The organism is Brachybacterium sp. SGAir0954, assembly GCF_005490785.1.
Taxonomy (GTDB): Bacteria; Actinomycetota; Actinomycetes; order Actinomycetales; family Dermabacteraceae; genus Brachybacterium; species Brachybacterium rhamnosum.
The window spans coordinates 2,209,625-2,225,666 of record NZ_CP027295.1; the positions used below are offsets into that span (position 1 = coordinate 2,209,625).

The window sequence follows — 16,042 nt, forward strand, 5'->3', positions numbered from 1 at the left end:
GATGCGCCTTGCTGAGCCGCTTCCATGCGCGAGTGCGGGTCGAGGTGGCTGGAGGCTCAGGAGGCGAGCAGGACCCCGCCGAGCGCCACGAGCGCCACGAGCACCGTCGAGCAGAGTGCGAGCAGCAGCGGCCTCACGCCCACGCCGAGCAGCTCCCGCACCCGCACCCCGGAGCCCAGCGCGAACATGGCCGCGGCGAGCAGCGTGGTCTGCAGCAGGTGGGCGGTGTCGAGGACCGCCGTCGGCACCGGGAGCCCGGTGCGCACGAGCACCAGCGCGAGGAAGCCCGCGACGAACCAGGGCACGATCGGGGGGAGCCGCGGTGCGGTCGCCCCGGCCTCCGGGACGGGCGACCGACGCGTCCGCGCCCGCTCGCGCAGTGCGAGGACCGTCATCACGGGGGCGAGCATGAGCACGCGGGCGAGCTTCACGACCACCGCGAGGGCGAGGGCCCCGCCGCCGATCAGCCCTCCGGCGGCGACCACCTGCGCGACCTCGTGGATCGCCGCGCCGGCCCAGAGCCCGCCGGTCGCGGTCCCGAGGTCCAGCAGCGTCACGGCGGCGGGCAGGATCAGGATCATCGCCGTCCCGCACACGACCACGAGCGCGATCGCCGTCGCGGTGGGCGTCTCGTGCTCGCCGTCGGGGTCGGTGACGTCGGCCGCCGCGGCGACCGCCGCCGCACCGCAGATCGAGAACCCGCACGCGACGAGCAGGGTGAGGCGCGGATCGACCCGCAGCAGCCGGCCCAGCAGAAGCGTCCCGCCCACGCCGATCCCCACGACCGCGACGACGACGAGGATCATCCCGGCACCGAGGGCGAGCACGTCCCCGAGGGCGAGCTGGAGCCCCAGGAGCACGATCCCGAGGCGCAGCAGCAGCTTGGTGGCCACGCCGATGCCCGGGGTGAGCGCGGGGAGCGGCGGGAGCAGGTTCGCGGTCACCACCCCGGCGACGATCGCGAGCAGCAGCGGGCTCAGCAGGGGCAGCGGCGCCGTGAGGAGCTGGGCGGCGACGGCGACGGCGAGGCACACCCCGATCCCGGGGAGCGCGGCGGCGAGGCGCGCGCCGCGGCCCGGGCCGGCGGGGCGGGGAGCGGGGCCCGAGGTGGGGGTGCTGAGGGGGGTGTGGCCGCGGGCTTGGAGCATGGATCCACCCTGGCCCGCTGCGCCGCCATGCAGTAGACCCCGATCCGGCACGGGGGCATATCCTGCTGATATGACGTCGTCGCTGCCGAACCTCCCTGCCCTCGCCCTCTTCGTCGCCGTGATCGACGAGGGCGGCCTCGGCGCCGGCGCCCGACGGCAGGGCATGGCCCAGCCCAACGCGAGCCGCATGATCGCCCGGCTCGAGGCGCAGGCCGGGCAGGCCCTGCTCGAGCGCAGCCCGCGCGGTGCCCGGCCCACCTCCGCCGGTCTCGTGCTCGCGGCCCATGCGCGGGAGCTGCTCGAGGCCGCCGCCGCCTTCACCGACTGGATCGAGCACAGCACCGAGGAGGAGGCCACGCTCCTGGAGGTCGGGGCGAGCATGACGGTCGCCGAGCACCTGGTGCCCGCCTGGCTCACCGCGCTGCGCTCCGTGGCGCCCGCCGTGCGCGTCACCCCGCACGTGCTGAACTCGACCGGCGTGGTCTCCCAGGTGCGCGAGGGCACGCTGCGGCTCGGCTTCATCGAGACCCCGCACCTCCCCGCGGGGCTCCATGCGCTGACGGTCGGCGAGGACGAGCTCGTCGTGGTCGTTGCCCCGGGCCATCCCTGGGCAGGACGCACGGACCTCTCCCGCGACGAGCTCGCCGCGACGCCGCTCGTGGTGCGCGAGGGCGGCTCCGGCACGCGGGAGGCCTTCGAGCAGCTCGTGCCCGCCGCCGCGGGGACCGAGCCCGTGCAGGTCCTCGGCAGCAACGCGGCCGTGCGCGTCGCCGTCGCGGGCGGGGCGGGACCGGCGGTGCTCAGCCGTCTCGCCGTGCGCTCCGCGCTGAGCGGGGGAGACCTGCTCGAGGTGGGGCTCGCCGGAGAGCCACTCCGCCGGCCGCTCACCGCCGTCTGGGGCGGGCCGCGCCGCCTCTCCGGGGCGGCGGCGGAGCTCGTCGCCCTCGCCCGACGCGACGCCCCCGCGAACCGCTGACATCTCCCGCCGGGCGGCGCATACTGGCAGGCCCGGCCGCCCGTGCCGCGGGGAGGAGGTGCTCCCATGAACGTCGTCCTCTGGGTGCTCGCGTTCGCCCTCGCCGCCGTCTTCGCGGCCTCCGGGATCATGAAGCTCACCGTCCCGCGCGAGAAGCTCATCGAGCGCACGCCCTACGCGGCGGATCTCCCGCACTCCGTGGTGCTCGCGATCGGCGTGGTCGAGGTGCTCGGCGCCGCAGGGCTGCTGCTCCCCGGGCTGCTCGGCATCGCGCCGGTGCTGGTCCCGCTCGCCGCCGCGGGCCTCGCGATCACGATGGCCCTCGCCTTCCTCACCCACATCCGCCGCGGCGACCAGCTCGCCCAGACGCTCCCCGCGATCGTCCTGCTGGTGCTCTCCACGCTCCTCGCCTGGGGCCGCTTCGGGCCGTACCCGCTCTGAGCGGGGGCCTCAGCGTCCCAGGAGGTCCTCGAGGTCGAACCCTCCCAGCAGGCCGCCGAGCAGCCCTGCGTCCCCGAGCAGGTCGGTGTCGCCCTGCGCCCAGAAGTCCTCGCCGCCCGGTGGGCCGACGGGCGCGCCGGGCAGGTCGTGACCAGGGGAGACCGCCCCGTGCAGGAGCGAGGAGGCGGCCGACGAGACGACGACCCCTCCCGCCACGGCGGCGAGCAGCCCGCCCGCGCCGAGCAGGCCGCCGCCGCCGAGGGTCGCGGCGCCCGCGGTGAGCGAGCCGGCGAGGTCCTCGACGCGGGAGGAGCGGGGACGCTCCTCCTCGGGCAGCTCCGCGCGGAGCCGGGCCTCGACCTCCTGCCGCTGGAGCGGCGTGAGGCGCTCGAGCGCCTCGCGGTGCACGGCCTCGAGCTGCTCGGGGCTCGCCACGCGGACGATCCGCTCGTACTGCGCGATCGCCTCATGGTCCTGCTCGGTGAGCGCGGCGGAGTGCGCGGTGAAGGAGCTCTGCCAGGTGCCCGTGGAGGCCCCGGCGGAGGTGGGGGCGCCCGTCGCCGGGACGGAACCGGCGGGCGCGGCGGGCGCGGCGGGTGCGGCGGCGCGGTCGGTGCCGCCGCGTGTGGCGGGGACGGCGCTCGGGGTGCTCGCGCCGAGCACCCGGCGCAGCTTCCCGGTCAGGCGGTCGAACGTGCTCATGGTGGCCTCCGGTCCTCGGGCGCCGCCGGCTGCGACGCGGGACCCAGTCCATCGCGCGCACCGGGGAGGGCGCTGTGGTGCGGCCCAGCGGAACCTGTGCGCCCCGCGGCGGGGCACGCGCCGGAGATCCTGCCGTCCGTCGTGCCGCCGTCGGCCGTGGTCCGCGGACAGGACCTGTCCTCCCGACGTCGAAGACTGGTCCCTGACGGCGGGGAGCGGCCCCGCCCCACCGGACGGAGTCCCGATGTCCTTCCTCACCCGCCACGACGTCACCGGGGAGCGCGAGCTGCTCGCGGTCTTCGTCGAGCAGCAGGCCGATCAGATCGCCACGAGCCTGTACGGGCTCTCCCACGAGGACCTCGGCCGCGCCGCGAGCGCGTCCGCGATGACCCTCGGCGCCCTGGCCCGGCACGCGCTGCTCATGATCGAGGGCACCGTGCTGCGCGTGCAGGCCGCCCCGGAGGCCTCCGCCCCCGCTCCGCGCACCCCCGAGCAGGCGGCGGCCGAGGGGGCGATCGACCCCTCCGCCCTGCGCGAGGAGGACACGGCGGAGTCCCTCGGCACGGCGCTGCGGGAGGCCGGCGCCGCGCTCGGGGCCGCTCTGCTCACGGCGGACCCGGCGACGAGCGTGCCGATCCCGCAGGCCCCCTGGTTCCCGACCGAGGGGGAGTGGACCGTGCGCTGGGTGGCCCTGCACCTCGTCGAGGAGCTCGCCCGCCACGCCGGGCACGCGGACATCCTGCGCGAGAGCCTCGACGGCAAGGGCACCTACGAGCTCAACGCGCGCTCCGACGGCGAGCCCTGGCCCGCCGAGTGGGCGCAGGGCTGAGCGCCCGAGGTCACGGCCCGAGTGCCGGGCCGGTCCGGAGGTGGCAGGATCGAGCCATGATCGACGCCGACCTCCGGACCTGGCTCCTGGACACCGACCCCGCCCTGCGCTGGCAGGTGGAGCGCGACCTGCTCGACGCCCCCGAGCACGTGTGGCTCGCGACCCGGGCACGGATCGCCACCGAGGGGCGCGGGGCCCGCTTCCTCTCCCTCCAGGACGAGGACGGCCGCTGGGCCGGCGGCTCCTTCTTCCCGGGCGGCTTCCTCGACGACCCCGCGAACCAGCAGCTGCCCGGTCAGCCCTGGACCGCGACCACCTGGACCCTCACGACGATGCGCGAGGACGGCATGGACCCCGCGCCGCTGATCGCGAACGACACCGCCGGCAAGCTCGAGCGGAACGCGCGCTGGGAGTACGACGGCCTGCCCTACTGGGACGGCGAGGTGGACTGCTGCATCAACGCGATGACCCTCGCCAACGGCCTCTGGCTGGGCCGCGACATGGAGGCGAACGCCGCCTGGTTCGTCGAGCACCAGATGCGGGACGGCGGCTGGAACTGCGAGTGGGTCGAGGGCTCCACCCGCGGCAGCTTCCACTCGACGCTCAACGCCCTCAAGGGTCTGCTCGACCACGAGATCGCGACCCGCGGCACGCCCGCCACGCGTCTCGCGCGCCGCCGGGGCGAGGAGTACCTGCTCTCGCGCGGCCTCATGCGCCGCGCCTCGACCCACGAGGTCGTCGGCAGCTTCATCCCGTGGTTCGGCTACCCCTTCCGACACATCGCGAGCGCCCTGAACAGCGCGGACCACATGCGCCGCGCCTCCCTGCACGAGGGCACCCCGCCGGATCCGCGCATGCGCGAGGCGATCGAGATGATCCGCGAGTCCCGGGAGAGCGACGGCACCTGGCACCAGGGCCGGGTGCTGCCGGGTGAGGTGTGGTTCCCGCTCGACGTCCCCGAGGGCGAGCCCTCGCCATGGGTCACGATGATCGCCCTGCGCGTGCTGCGCTGGTACGACGAGGGGACCGGCGCGAGCGGGCCCGCGGCGCTGCCCTTCTCCTGAGCCGCGTTCAGCGGGCGGCGGCGTCCTGCGCGGTCGTGCGCACGCGATACAGGCTCGTCGTCGCCGTCATGTAGAGGGTGCGGCCGTCGTCCCCGCCGAAGCACAGGTTCGAGACGGTCTCCGGGACGGGCAGGTCCAGCAGCGGCCGGCCGTCGGGGGAGAAGACCTGCACGCCCGAGGCGCTCGAGCTCCACACGTTGCCGGCCGTGTCCACGCGGATCCCGTCGGGCACGCCCGGGGAGACCTCGACGAAGGGGCGCCCGTAGCGGGCGCGGTCCCCGCCGATCACGTCGTAGACGCGGATCGTGTGACCGCGCTCCGGGCCGGCGGAGTCGGCGACGTAGAGCAGCGAGGCGTCCGGGGAGAAGGCGAGCCCGTTGGGTGCCTCCATGTCCGTGACCACGGGGCGCAGCTCGCCCGTCGCGGGGTCGAGGCGCAGCACCCAGCGGTCGCCGTACTCCTCCTCGCCCAGGTGGCCCTCCTCGGGCTTCTGGATGCCGTAAGACGGATCGGTGAACCAGATGGCGCCGTCGGGTGCGACGACGACGTCGTTCGGGGAGTTCAGCCGCACCGGCCCCAGGCGGTCCACGAGCACCTCGGGTCGGTGCGCGTCTCCGGGGCCGGCGGAGTCGTCGCGCTGCACGGCGCGGCGGCCGTGGGAGCACTCCACGACGCGCCCCTCGAGGTCCAGGGTGCGGCCGTTGGTGAACTCGACACCCTCCGCGAAGACGCTCAGCTCCCCGGTCTCCTCGGAGAACTCGAGGATCCGGTCCCCGGGGATGTCGCTGAAGCGGAGCGCCCGGCGGCGGGGGAGCCAGAGCGGCCCCTCGGCCCAGGTGGCGCCGCTCGCGACCTTCTCGACGGCCGCCCCGGGCTCGAGCAGCGACGACGCCGTGCCCTCGTCCCGGGAGGTCCCGTGCCCCGACGTGCCCTGGACGCTGCTCTGCTCGCTCATGCGGGAAGCGTAGCGGGGGAGAGGGCCCGCCCCATCTGGAGGGTCGCCGCGCCGATCGCGCCGACGTCGTCACCGAACACCGAGGAGCGGATCTCGACCTCGGGGGCGCCGCGATCGGTGGAGCGGGCCCGCTCCAGCAGTCCCGGGAGGGCATGCGGGGAGAGCAGCTCCCAGTAGGGGCCGCCGATGATCACGAGGGACGGGTCGTGGACGCTGATGAGGGTGCGCAGGGCCTCGCCGAGCGCCGTGCCGTGACCGCGCACCTCGGCGAGCGGGCCCTCCTCGCCGGCGTCCGCCCGGGCGACGAGCGCGGCGACGTGCGCGGAGGTGGGCGCGCCGCCGGAGAGGGGCACGCCCTGCGCGGTGCGCTCGAGCATCCCAGCGACGTCGGTGAACATCGACAGGCAGGCGAGACGGCCGCAGCCGCAGCGCGTCCCCGGCAGGCCCGTGGGGAGGTGGCCGATCTCGCCGGCCTGCGTGGTCGCGCCGGCGCGGACCCTCCCTCCGGAGGCGACCGCGGAGCCGACGCCCGCGCCGACGTACAGGTACAGCACGGTGCCCTCGACGGTGCGCCGGCCGTACCAGAGCTCCGCGGTGAGCGCGGCGTTGGTGTCCTTGTCCAGCATGACGGGGCGACCCGTGGCCGCGCCGAGGAGCTCGGTGAGGGGGACGTCCCGCCAGCCGGGCAGCCACGGCGGGCTCTCGACGAGACCCCTGCGGGCGTCGAGGCTGCCGGGGGAGGCGACGCCGATCCCGAGCAGCGTCTCGGCGGGGGTGCCGCCGTCCGGTGCGCGCCAGCCCTCCCGCTCGAGACGGTCGAGGACCGCGTCGAGGCCCGCCGCGATGCGGGCGACGTCGGCCTCCGGGTCGGTGGTGGGGGCGGGGAGCGTCTCCTCCGCGACCACCCGCGCCTCGAGGTCCACGATCGCGATCGCGATGCCCGAGGGGTCCAGGTGCACGCCGGCGGCGAGCAGCGCCGTGGGCACGACCTTGAGCAGCGTGCGGGGCTTGCCGCGGGCGCCGCCCAGCGTCCCGGCCGTCTCCACGATGCCGCGCTCGAGCAGGCGGCGCGTGATGAGCGAGACCGCCTGACGCGAGAGACCGCTGCGCCGGATCACCTCGGACTGGGAGCTGCCGTCGGGATCGCTGCGGATCGCATCGAGCACCACGAGCTCGTTGCGTGCGCCGATGTCCACCATCGAGGAGCCGCGCATGACCGTCCTTCCGCCCTCATTGCCTTTAGTCCAACAGTGTGAGTAATGTACGACACGTCCCGGACGGCCGCAGGTCGTCCCACCCCGGATCCGATGCTCGAGCGGGACCACCACGGCCCCGAGACACAGCACGACGCCGACGGCGGCGCCGTCACGGACCCGATCCCCGCCCCTCTCCACTCCGCAACGTCGCGGAGGAAGGAAGCACGATGAGTGTCCCCGACACCGTCGGCCCCCAGGTCACGGAACCCGGCGTGCAGCGCGCCGCGGCTTCGGACCGGGCGGCCGCCCGACCACCGGACCTACCCCGGCGGATGAACTCCGGCCAGCGGCGCAAGCTGCGCACGGGCCTGCTGTTCATCTCGCCCTGGATCATCGGCGTGGTCGTCTTCATCCTGTACCCGGTGATCTACTCGATCTCGCTGAGCTTCACGCGGTACTCCGGCATGGAGGCGCCCACCTGGGTGGGCATCCAGAACTACGTCACCGCCGTGACGGACCCCCTCGTCGCCAAGGCCGCGAGCAACACGATCTTCTACGCGATCATCGCGGTGCCGCTGGGACTGATCGTCGCCCTCTCGCTCGCGATCGCGATGAACCAGAACGTGCGCGAGGTCGCCCTCTACCGGACGATCTTCTACGCGCCCTCGCTCATCCCCGCCTTCGCGATGTCCTTCATCTTCATCGTGTTCCTGAATCCCCAGTTCGGCGTCTTCAACCAGGTGCTGAACCTGTTCGGCGGCGCGAACGTCAACCTCCTGGGCGACCCCACGGGTGTGAAGATCGCGATCATCCTCATGGCACAGCTGGGAGCGGGCAACGCGGCCCTGATCTTCCTCGCGGGCCTGCGCAACGTCCCGCGCACCGTGTACGAGGCAGCCCGCGTGGACGGTGCCGGCCCGATCCGGCAGTTCTTCTCGATCACCTTCCCGCTGCTCACCCCGGTGCTGCTTTTCAACCTCATCACCGGCGTCTCCGGCGCCCTCCAGGTGTTCACCGAGGCCTTCATCGTCACCAACGGCACCGGCGACCCCGACGCCGGCGCGCTCTTCTACATGATGTACCTCTACAAGAACGCCTTCGGCTTCGCGGAGCTCGGCTACGCCTCCGCCCTCGCCGTGCTGCTGTTCCTCGCAGGCCTCGCCCTGGCCCTGCTGATCTTCTGGCTCTCGCGCCGGTTCGTGAACTACGACGTGGAGGCCGGCTGATGAGCAGCATGATCCAGACCGATACCGAGAACGTCGTCCGACGCAAGAAGTCCGACGCCGAGCTCTACAACCGCCGGGCCGACGGCACCCGTCGCCCCTGGTACTCCACCGTGATCGCGCGCGTCGTCATGATCGCGCTGAGCATCCTCTTCCTGCTGCCCCTGTACTGGATGATCGCCTCGGCGCTGAAGTCCGACCAGGAGCTCGCGAAGTTCCCGCCCACGCTGTGGCCCCACGTCCCCGAGTTCGGGAACTTCGTCAAGGCCGTCACGGCGATGCCGTTCCTGCAGTTCTTCGCGAACTCCGCGATCATCACGATCAGCGTCGTGATCCTCTCGGTGATCTCGAACTTCGTCATCGCCTACGGGTTCTCGTGCATCGATTGGCCGGGCCGGGACAAGATCTTCTACGTCGTCATCGCGACGCTGTTCCTGCCCTTCCCGGTGACCCTCATCCCGATGTTCGACATGTGGGCGCGGCTCGGACTCGTCAACACGCTCTTCCCGCTCATCATCCCGGCGGCGTTCGGCTCGGCGTTCTACGTGTTCCTGCTGCGCCAGTTCCTGCTGCAGATCCCGCGGGCGATGCTCGACGCGGCCCGCGTGGACGGTGCGAGCGAGTGGATGATCCTGTGGAAGATCGCGCTGCCCACCTCGATGCCGGCGCTGACCACCGTCGCGATCTTCGCGGCCGTCGGCTCGTGGAACGACTTCATGGGCCCGCTGATCTACCTGCAGGACTCGAAGGTCCAGACCCTCTCGATCGGTCTGCAGACCTTCCGCTCCGTGAACGCGCAGGACGTCACCTTCAACCAGCTCATGGCGGCCTCGTTCCTCGTGATCCTCCCGCTGCTGGTCCTGTTCTTCGTCTTCCAGCGGTACTTCATCCGCGGCATCACGATCGGAGGCTTCAAGTGATCTCGAGGCGTTCCTTCCTCACCGGCACCTCCGCCGCCGGTCTCGCGCTGGGCCTCGGCGCCTGCGCCTCCCGTCCCGCCTCAGGGCCCAACACCATCAGCTACTGGGGTGTGGGCGCAGCGGACAAGGACAAGGACGAGCAGGTCCGCGATGCGTTCCTCATGACCGACGCCGGGAAGGACGCCCAGATCTACATCGATCAGGTGCCCTCCTCCGGCGTGGCGGACATGTCCCAGATCATCACCGCGGTACGCGGCGGGACCGCTCCGGACCTGTGGTGGATGGACCGCTTCAACGCGGTGCAGAACGCATCGATCGGGCTGCTCGAGCCGCTCGACGACCTCATCGAGAAGTACGAGGACGTCTCCCCGGAGGAGTTCAAGTCGCAGTGGATCCAGTTCGCCGTGGACGAGCTGACCTACGACGGCCGCCTCTACGGGCTGCCCTGCACGACCGACGCTCGCGGGCTCATGTACAACGAGGACGTCCTCAAGGACGCCGGCGTGGACCTGGACCTGTTCGACCCCTCCCAGCACACCATCACCTGGGACGAGATGGACGACGCGGTCGAGAAGATCGTGCAGCAGGACAAGCGCGGCAACTACACGCGGTTCGGCTTCGCTCCCTGGCTCTCCGAGGGCTGGCCCTACACATGGGGCTTCGGCCTCGGCGCGTCGGCCTACGACAACGCGACTGGCACCGTCACCCTCGACTCGCCCGAGTGGCAGTCGGTGTACGAGCTCTACGCGGACTGGGCCGAGCGGTTCCCCTACGCCTCGGTGGACGCGTTCTTCGCGACCTACCAGCCGCCGAACGCCCCGCCCACGCAGACCGCCATGTTCAGCGGACGCCTCGGGATCGACACCACCGGTCCCTGGCAGATCTCCGGCAACGAGAAGTACGCGCCGGACCTCCCGCTGAAGTTCACCTACCTCCCCGTGGCGAAGGAGGGCGACCCCACCTACACGTGGTCGGGCGGCCAGTGCCTCGTCATCCCGCGCGGCGCGAACATCACGAAGACCCTCTGGGAGTTCCTGAAGTTCTACGCCGGCTACGAGGGGCAGTCGAGGGTGGTGCCGCAGTACGGCAACCTCCCCACGAACCTGCAGGCCATCGAGGAGGGGAAGTACAACCCCAAGGCCGAGCTGTTCCGCACGATGCTCCCGAACTCCACCTCGCGGCCCCCGCTGCCGGTGGGCTCGGCGATGTGGGACACGCTCACCCGCACCAAGTCCTCGGTGGCGCTGGGATCATCGACCCCGGAGGAGGCCGTCGCCTCCAACCAGCAGATGATCGAGCCGAAGATGGCGCTGTTCCCCGACTACAAGATGCCGGAGACCTACGGGAAGCCCAGTCCCGTCCCCGGCAGCTGACCCGGTGCGGCAGGGGGCGAGTCCCCCTGCCGCACCACCCGACGAGCGAAGGCGCTCCACCATGATCGACAGACGACACCTGCTCCAGGGCACCGGCCTCGCGGCCGTCGCGGCCCTCGGCGGCGGCGCCTGCGCCCGCACCCCCGACAGCGACGCCAGCACGGTGCGCTACTGGGGGATGGGCGCGGCGGTCAAGGACAAGGACGAGGCGGTCAAAGCCGCCTTCCTCGCCACCGACGCCGGCCGCGGCGTCGAGATCCACATCGACCAGGTGCCCTCGAGCGGCGCCGCGGACATGTCCCAGATCATCACCGCGGTGCGCGGCGGGACCGCCCCGGACCTGTGGTGGATGGACCGCTTCAACGCGGTCCTGAACGCCTCGATCGGGCTGCTTGAGCCGCTCGACGACCTCATCGAGGAGTACGAGGGCGTCTCCGTGGAGGAGTTCACCTCGCAGTGGCTCCAGTTCGCGATCGACGAGCTCACCTACGAGGGCAGCGTCTACGGCCTGCCCACCTCGACCGACGCCCGCGGCCTGCTGTGCAACCAGGACGTCCTCCAGGGCGCCGGCGAGGAGTTCCCCTTCTCCCGTGTGGACGCGTTCTACGCGACCTACCAGCCGCCGAACGCTCCGCCCTCCCGGATCGCCCTGTTCAGCCAGCGCCTCGCCATCACGGCGACCGGCCCCTGGCAGAACTCGGGGAACAGGAAGTACGCCCCGGACCTCCCGCTGACCTGGACCTGGCTGCCGGTCGCCGAGGAGGGCGACCCCACGTACACGTGGTCCGGCGGCTTCTCCCTGGTGATGCCCAAGGGGTCGAGCATGTCGAAGGCCGCCTGGGACTTCATGACGTTCCACACCGGGCTCGACGGTCAGCGCAGCTACGTGCCCGAGCTCGGCAGCCTGCCCACCCACCTGCACGCGATCGAGGAGAAGGCGTACGACCCGACCGCGGAGCTGTTCCGGCAGATGCTGCCCGGATCGACCTCGCGCCCGCCGCTGCCCGTCGGCTCCGTCGCCTCCGACGCGATGGACCGCGCGAAGACCTCCGTCGCCCTCGGCTCGAAGACCCCTCAGCAGGTCCTCGAGGAGACCCAGGCGATGGTCGTCCCCAAGATGGATCTCTTCCCCGGGTTCCGCATGCCGGAGACCTACGGGGAGCGACAGGAGATCGAGGCGGCCTGAGCGCCGCCCCCACAACCACCGGCCGCACGGGCCGGACAGGACCCCACCCACGAGAAGAGAAGAAGGAAACCCTCCCCATGACCCACCCCCTGCGCATCGCCGTGCTTTCCGCATGGCACGTGCACGCCGAGGAGTACGGGCGCGCCGCCCTCGACCACCCGGACACGGAGCTCGTGGCCGTCTGGGACGACGACGCCGAGCGCGGCGCCGCCCTGGCCGCGACCCTCGGGGTGCCCTTCGAGGCGGACCTCGACGCGCTCCTCGCCCGCGAGGACCTCGACGGCGTCACGAACACGACCGCGACCACCGACCACGACGAGATCCTCGGGAAGGTGATCGCGAGCGGGAAGCACGTCTTCACCGAGAAGCTGCTCTCGCCCACCGTCGAGGGCTGCGACGCCCTGACCTCCGCGGCGAGCGCCGCCGGCGTGCAGATCACCGTGTCCTTGCCGCGGCTCTCGCACGGGTACACCGTCGCCCTGCGCGAGGTGCTCGAGGCCGGGACCCTGGGCCGCATCAGCTACTCGCGCGTGCGCCTGGCCCACAACGGCTCGACCGGCGACTGGCTGCCCGCCCGCTTCTACGACCCGGCCGAGGCGATCGGCGGCGCGTTCAGCGACCTCGCCGCGCACCCCGTGTACCTCACCCAGCTGATCCTGGGCGCCGAGTCCTCGAGCGTGCGCGCCGCGTACACCGACATGACCGGCCGCGGCGTCGAGGACAACGCGGTCGTCACGATCACCACGCCGGACGGCGCGATCGGCGTCATCGAGACCGGCTTCGTGACCCCCTTCAGCCCCTTCACCATCGAGGTGCAGGGCACCGAGGGGACCCTGCTGTACGGGTTCGACGAGGGCCGCATGCAGCTCGGCACCGCCGAGGGGTGGAAGGACCTCGAGGTCCCCGCCGACATCGACGCCCCCTTCGCCCAGTGGGTCACCGCGATCCGCACCGGCACCCCCGCCACCGAGAACCTCGAGCGCGCCCGCGCGCTCACCCAGCTCGTCGTCGCCGCGAACGCCGCGGCCTGACCCCTCAGGAGAGACACCATGACCCTCACCCTTCCCGTCCGCATCGGCCTCATCGGCGGCGGCGGCATCGCCAATGCCCACCTCGCCGGCTACGCCACCATCCCCGACCGCGTGAAGGTCACCGCCGTGGCCGACGCCGTCCCCGAGACCCTCGCCCAGCGCGTCGAGCAGCTCGGCGCGACCGGCTACAGCGACTTCACCGAGCTCGTGACGGACCCGGACGTCGACGCGGTCGACATCTGCCTGCCCCACCACCTCCACAAGCCCGCGATCATCGCCGCGGCGGAGGCCGGCAAGCACATCCTCTGCGAGAAGCCGCTGTGCCTCACCGCCGAGGAGGCGCGCGAGGTGCGCGACGCCGTGCAGAAGGCGGGCGTCACCCTCATGTGCGCCCACAACCAGCTGTTCATGCCCGCCGTCGCGAAGGCCAAGGAGGTCATCGACTCCGGCGCCCTCGGCACCGTCTACGAGGTGCGCACGACGGACTCGTTCTTCAACGACTTCGACCCGGAGTCCATGGGCTGGCGCGCGAAGGCCGCGACCTCCGGCGGCGGCGAGTACATCGACACCGGCTACCACCCGACCTACCTGCTCATGCACCTCTCCGGCGGCAAGCCGGTCGAGGCGTTCTCCATGATGTCCACGCACCGCCTCACCTTCATGGAGGGCGAGGACTCCGCCCAGGTGCTCGTGCGCTTCGACAACGGCTCGGTGGGCCAGCTCGTGACCTCGTGGGCCTACCAGGCCGCGCCGGGCACGGACCGCTTCTCCGTCGTGGGCGAGAAGGGCTCGCTGAGCTCCGACGGCTCGACCCTGCGTGTGAAGCTGCGCGCCGAGGAGGAGGAGCAGGTGTACGCGGCGGAGCCGATCGACACCTTCGCCGCTGAGATCGCGGACTTCGTCACCTGCCTCGAGACGGGCCGTCGCCCGATCAACACCGAGGAGGAGGGCATCGCGGTGCTCGGCATCATCCTCGCGGCGTACGAGAGCTCCCGCTCCGGCAAGGCGGAGCCCGTCCCCACCGTGTGAGACACCTCGGCCCCGCCCCGCATGTCCTGCGGGGCGGGGCCGACGGCCGTCCGGAGGCCCCCGCTCAGGCGGTGGCCCCGCCGGCACCCGGCCCCCGGCGGAGCACGAACGAGCTCCGGCCGCGGGCCGTCGCCGTCCCCGGGGTGAGCACCGTGCGATGCACGCGCTCACCCCAGGTCCCGCGCAGCCGCACGTCCGTCAGCGGGATCTCCTCGATGCGCACCGCGAGGTCCGGGGGATCCAGCCGCAGCTCGGCGGGGCCGATGCGCAGCCGCCCCTCGCCGAGCGGCTCGGGCCGGTCCAGGGTCATGAGCACCTGCTCCATCACGAGCGGCGAGGCGGCCTCCCAGTCGTCCTCGATCCGCACCTCCCGGCACCGTCGGTCCAGGGTCGCGGTACGGTCGCAGCGCCGCAGCCCTGCCTCCTCCGGGTACGCCCCGGCGAGGTCCGCGGAGAGCGCGGCGCGGTCGCCGTCGTCGGAGAAGACGGTGCCCGCAGCGCGGAAGCCGATCCCGGGTGGCTGCTCGAGCTCGCCGGGCAGCGGGCAGCTGTGGAAGCTGCTGCGCATCGTCCAGATCGTGTAGCGGGTCTCGGGCAGGAAGGTCTCGCGCCGGTAGTCGCCCACGCCGGCGTCGATGAGCACGGGCAGGCCGTCGAGCGAGGCGATCACGCCGCCCACGTCGTCGTGGTTGTGGCTGACGTCGTTGTGGCCGCCCTTCGCGGCGAGGAACCAGCCGCGCACCTCGCCCTCCTCCTCGCGCATCACGGCGATCTCGGTGCCGGGGGCGTACCAGGAGCGCGGCATGCCGGGCGCCTCGGGCCCCGCCTCGCGCCAGGCGGGATCGCGCAGCTCGTGGAGCGTGCGCAGGAACTGGGGTGCGAGCTGCTCGGGCAGGCGCAGCGGGTGCAGCCCGCCCATCCAGCGGGCGTGCGCGGCGACCGCCTCGTCCTGCACCCGCTCGCCGAAGCGGGCGAGCAGGTGCCAGGAGGCGTTCGGCGGCAGGGAGGCGGCGCCGTCGGAGTAGTTGACCTGGGAGTCGGCGCTGATCTGCATGCGCATGGGGAAGGCGGCCATCGCCGCGACCGGCTCGACGACGAAGCCGTCGAGGGCGCCGTCGGTGATCTCCTCGAGCAGGTCGAGCGCCTCGAAGAGCGTCGCCCCGGCCCACCACCAGTAGGTGGCGCCCTCGTCGCAGCTGCCATCGGCCGCATAGCCCGCGCGGAAGCGGTCGAGGATCGCGAGCGCCCGGCGGGAGTCCTCGGCGAGCACGGCCGGGTCCTCCTCGAGGGCCGCCGCGCAGAGCAGGGCGTTCGAGACGATCCACGGCGCCCAGTTGTTGGGGGTCTCCTCGATCCCGTGCCAGAAGTAGACCTCCTCGCGCCACGGGCGCAGCACCCGGGTGCGGATCTCGTGGTGCATGCGCGCCCGGATCCCGGGGTACTCCTCCTCGAGCGCCTCACCGGCGAAGGAGTCGACGGCGGCGAGCATCCCGCCCGCGTAGCCGCAGGCGAGGTCGAGCACGTCCCGCCCGGGCTGGGGGAGCGGCGGCCGGGAGCCGTCCTCGGGGAGCGCGTAGTGGGAGGGCAGGCACCAGGCGGAGAGCTCGCACAGCCGCCAGACGTCGTCCGCGAGGTCGCGCCGCCAGCGGTCCTCGCCGGTGAGCGCGAGCGCGAGGGCGGCGGAGGCGGTCGCGTTCAGCAGCAGCCGCTGCGCGGTGTCGTAGGGCAGCCGCTCCCCGGTGCGGTGGTAGTGATTCCACAGCTCGAGGCTGGGCGGGGTCTCGCGCGAGTCGCGCTGCCAGGCCTCCGCCGCCTCGAGCACCCTCCCGCGGTGCGCGGCGGGCACGTGCTCCCAGGCGGCGCGGTCCGCGACGGGCGGGGCGGCGCGCCAGGCGCCGGGGCGGAGGGCGGCGAGGACGGGAGGGGTGAGGAGGTCCGAGAGGCGGGAGGGGACGGTCATCGGGGGCCT

15 protein-coding genes are annotated in these 16,042 nt (G+C 72.9%); 10 read left to right on the top strand and 5 right to left on the bottom strand.

The features are described 5' to 3' along the window. Nucleotides 1-56: 56 nt before the first annotated feature. Nucleotides 57-1,148 (bottom strand): YeiH family protein, encoded by a 1,092-nt coding sequence (locus tag C1N80_RS09905; protein ID WP_137770604.1) that lies wholly within the window; start codon nt 1,146-1,148, stop codon nt 57-59. A 70-nt stretch (nt 1,149-1,218) separates the two neighbouring features. On the opposite strand from C1N80_RS09905, the gene C1N80_RS09910 reads away from it, so the two are divergent. Then, a complete protein-coding gene (locus C1N80_RS09910) occupies nt 1,219-2,124 on the top strand; it encodes a LysR family transcriptional regulator (protein ID WP_137770605.1) in 906 nt (301 codons plus the stop codon). A gap of 66 nt (nt 2,125-2,190) precedes the next feature. Then, nucleotides 2,191-2,565, top strand: a complete 375-nt coding sequence (locus tag C1N80_RS09915; RefSeq protein WP_137770606.1) for a DoxX family protein — start codon at nt 2,191-2,193, stop codon at nt 2,563-2,565. Between the two features lie 9 nt (nt 2,566-2,574). Here C1N80_RS09915 and C1N80_RS09920 read toward each other — a convergent pair whose 3' ends face one another. Next, entirely contained in the window at nt 2,575-3,267 is a 693-nt protein-coding gene (locus C1N80_RS09920; protein WP_137770607.1) for a hypothetical protein, read from the bottom strand. 244 nt (nt 3,268-3,511) lie between these two features. On the opposite strand from C1N80_RS09920, the gene C1N80_RS09925 reads away from it, so the two are divergent. After that, nucleotides 3,512-4,096 (top strand): DUF664 domain-containing protein, encoded by a 585-nt coding sequence (locus C1N80_RS09925; RefSeq protein ID WP_137770608.1) that lies wholly within the window; start codon nt 3,512-3,514, stop codon nt 4,094-4,096. A 56-nt stretch (nt 4,097-4,152) separates the two neighbouring features. Continuing rightward, nucleotides 4,153-5,160 carry a squalene cyclase gene (locus C1N80_RS09930; protein WP_137770609.1) on the top strand — a complete coding sequence of 336 codons (1,008 nt, stop codon included), beginning with the start codon at nt 4,153-4,155 and terminating at the stop codon, nt 5,158-5,160. A gap of 7 nt (nt 5,161-5,167) precedes the next feature. On the opposite strand, the gene C1N80_RS09935 is transcribed toward C1N80_RS09930, so the two are convergent. Further along, on the bottom strand, nt 5,168-6,115 hold the full coding sequence (locus C1N80_RS09935; RefSeq protein WP_137770610.1) for an SMP-30/gluconolactonase/LRE family protein: 948 nt from the start codon (nt 6,113-6,115) through the stop codon (nt 5,168-5,170). Continuing rightward, complete coding sequence (locus tag C1N80_RS09940; protein ID WP_137770611.1) at nt 6,112-7,329, bottom strand: ROK family transcriptional regulator; 1,218 nt, start codon at nt 7,327-7,329, stop codon at nt 6,112-6,114. The genes C1N80_RS09935 and C1N80_RS09940 overlap by 4 nt, the downstream gene beginning before the upstream one ends. 209 nt (nt 7,330-7,538) lie before the next feature. Here C1N80_RS09940 and C1N80_RS09945 point away from each other — a divergent pair, with 209 nt between their 5' ends. From C1N80_RS09945 to C1N80_RS09970, 6 genes are all read left to right on the top strand, one after another. Next, nucleotides 7,539-8,537 carry a carbohydrate ABC transporter permease gene (locus C1N80_RS09945; RefSeq protein ID WP_240811090.1) on the top strand — a complete coding sequence of 333 codons (999 nt, stop codon included), beginning with the start codon at nt 7,539-7,541 and terminating at the stop codon, nt 8,535-8,537. Then, the gene (locus C1N80_RS09950; RefSeq protein WP_137770612.1) at nt 8,537-9,454 is read left to right on the top strand and encodes a carbohydrate ABC transporter permease; all 918 of its coding nucleotides are present in this window, start codon (nt 8,537-8,539) and stop codon (nt 9,452-9,454) included. The genes C1N80_RS09945 and C1N80_RS09950 overlap by 1 nt, the downstream gene beginning before the upstream one ends. After that, complete coding sequence (locus tag C1N80_RS09955) at nt 9,451-10,827, top strand: extracellular solute-binding protein (protein ID WP_137770613.1); 1,377 nt, start codon at nt 9,451-9,453, stop codon at nt 10,825-10,827. Before C1N80_RS09950 ends, C1N80_RS09955 begins: the two co-directional genes overlap by 4 nt. A gap of 61 nt (nt 10,828-10,888) precedes the next feature. Next, a complete protein-coding gene (locus C1N80_RS09960; protein WP_137770614.1) occupies nt 10,889-12,013 on the top strand; it encodes an extracellular solute-binding protein in 1,125 nt (374 codons plus the stop codon). A gap of 77 nt (nt 12,014-12,090) precedes the next feature. Then, nucleotides 12,091-13,044 (top strand): Gfo/Idh/MocA family protein, encoded by a 954-nt coding sequence (locus C1N80_RS09965; protein ID WP_137770615.1) that lies wholly within the window; start codon nt 12,091-12,093, stop codon nt 13,042-13,044. Nucleotides 13,045-13,062: 18 nt separating this feature from the next. Continuing rightward, nucleotides 13,063-14,073, top strand: a complete 1,011-nt coding sequence (locus C1N80_RS09970) for a Gfo/Idh/MocA family protein (protein ID WP_137770616.1) — start codon at nt 13,063-13,065, stop codon at nt 14,071-14,073. Nucleotides 14,074-14,137: 64 nt separating this feature from the next. Here C1N80_RS09970 and C1N80_RS09975 read toward each other — a convergent pair whose 3' ends face one another. Then, entirely contained in the window at nt 14,138-16,033 is a 1,896-nt protein-coding gene (locus C1N80_RS09975; RefSeq protein ID WP_137770617.1) for a heparinase II/III family protein, read from the bottom strand. Nucleotides 16,034-16,042: the final 9 nt, after the last annotated feature.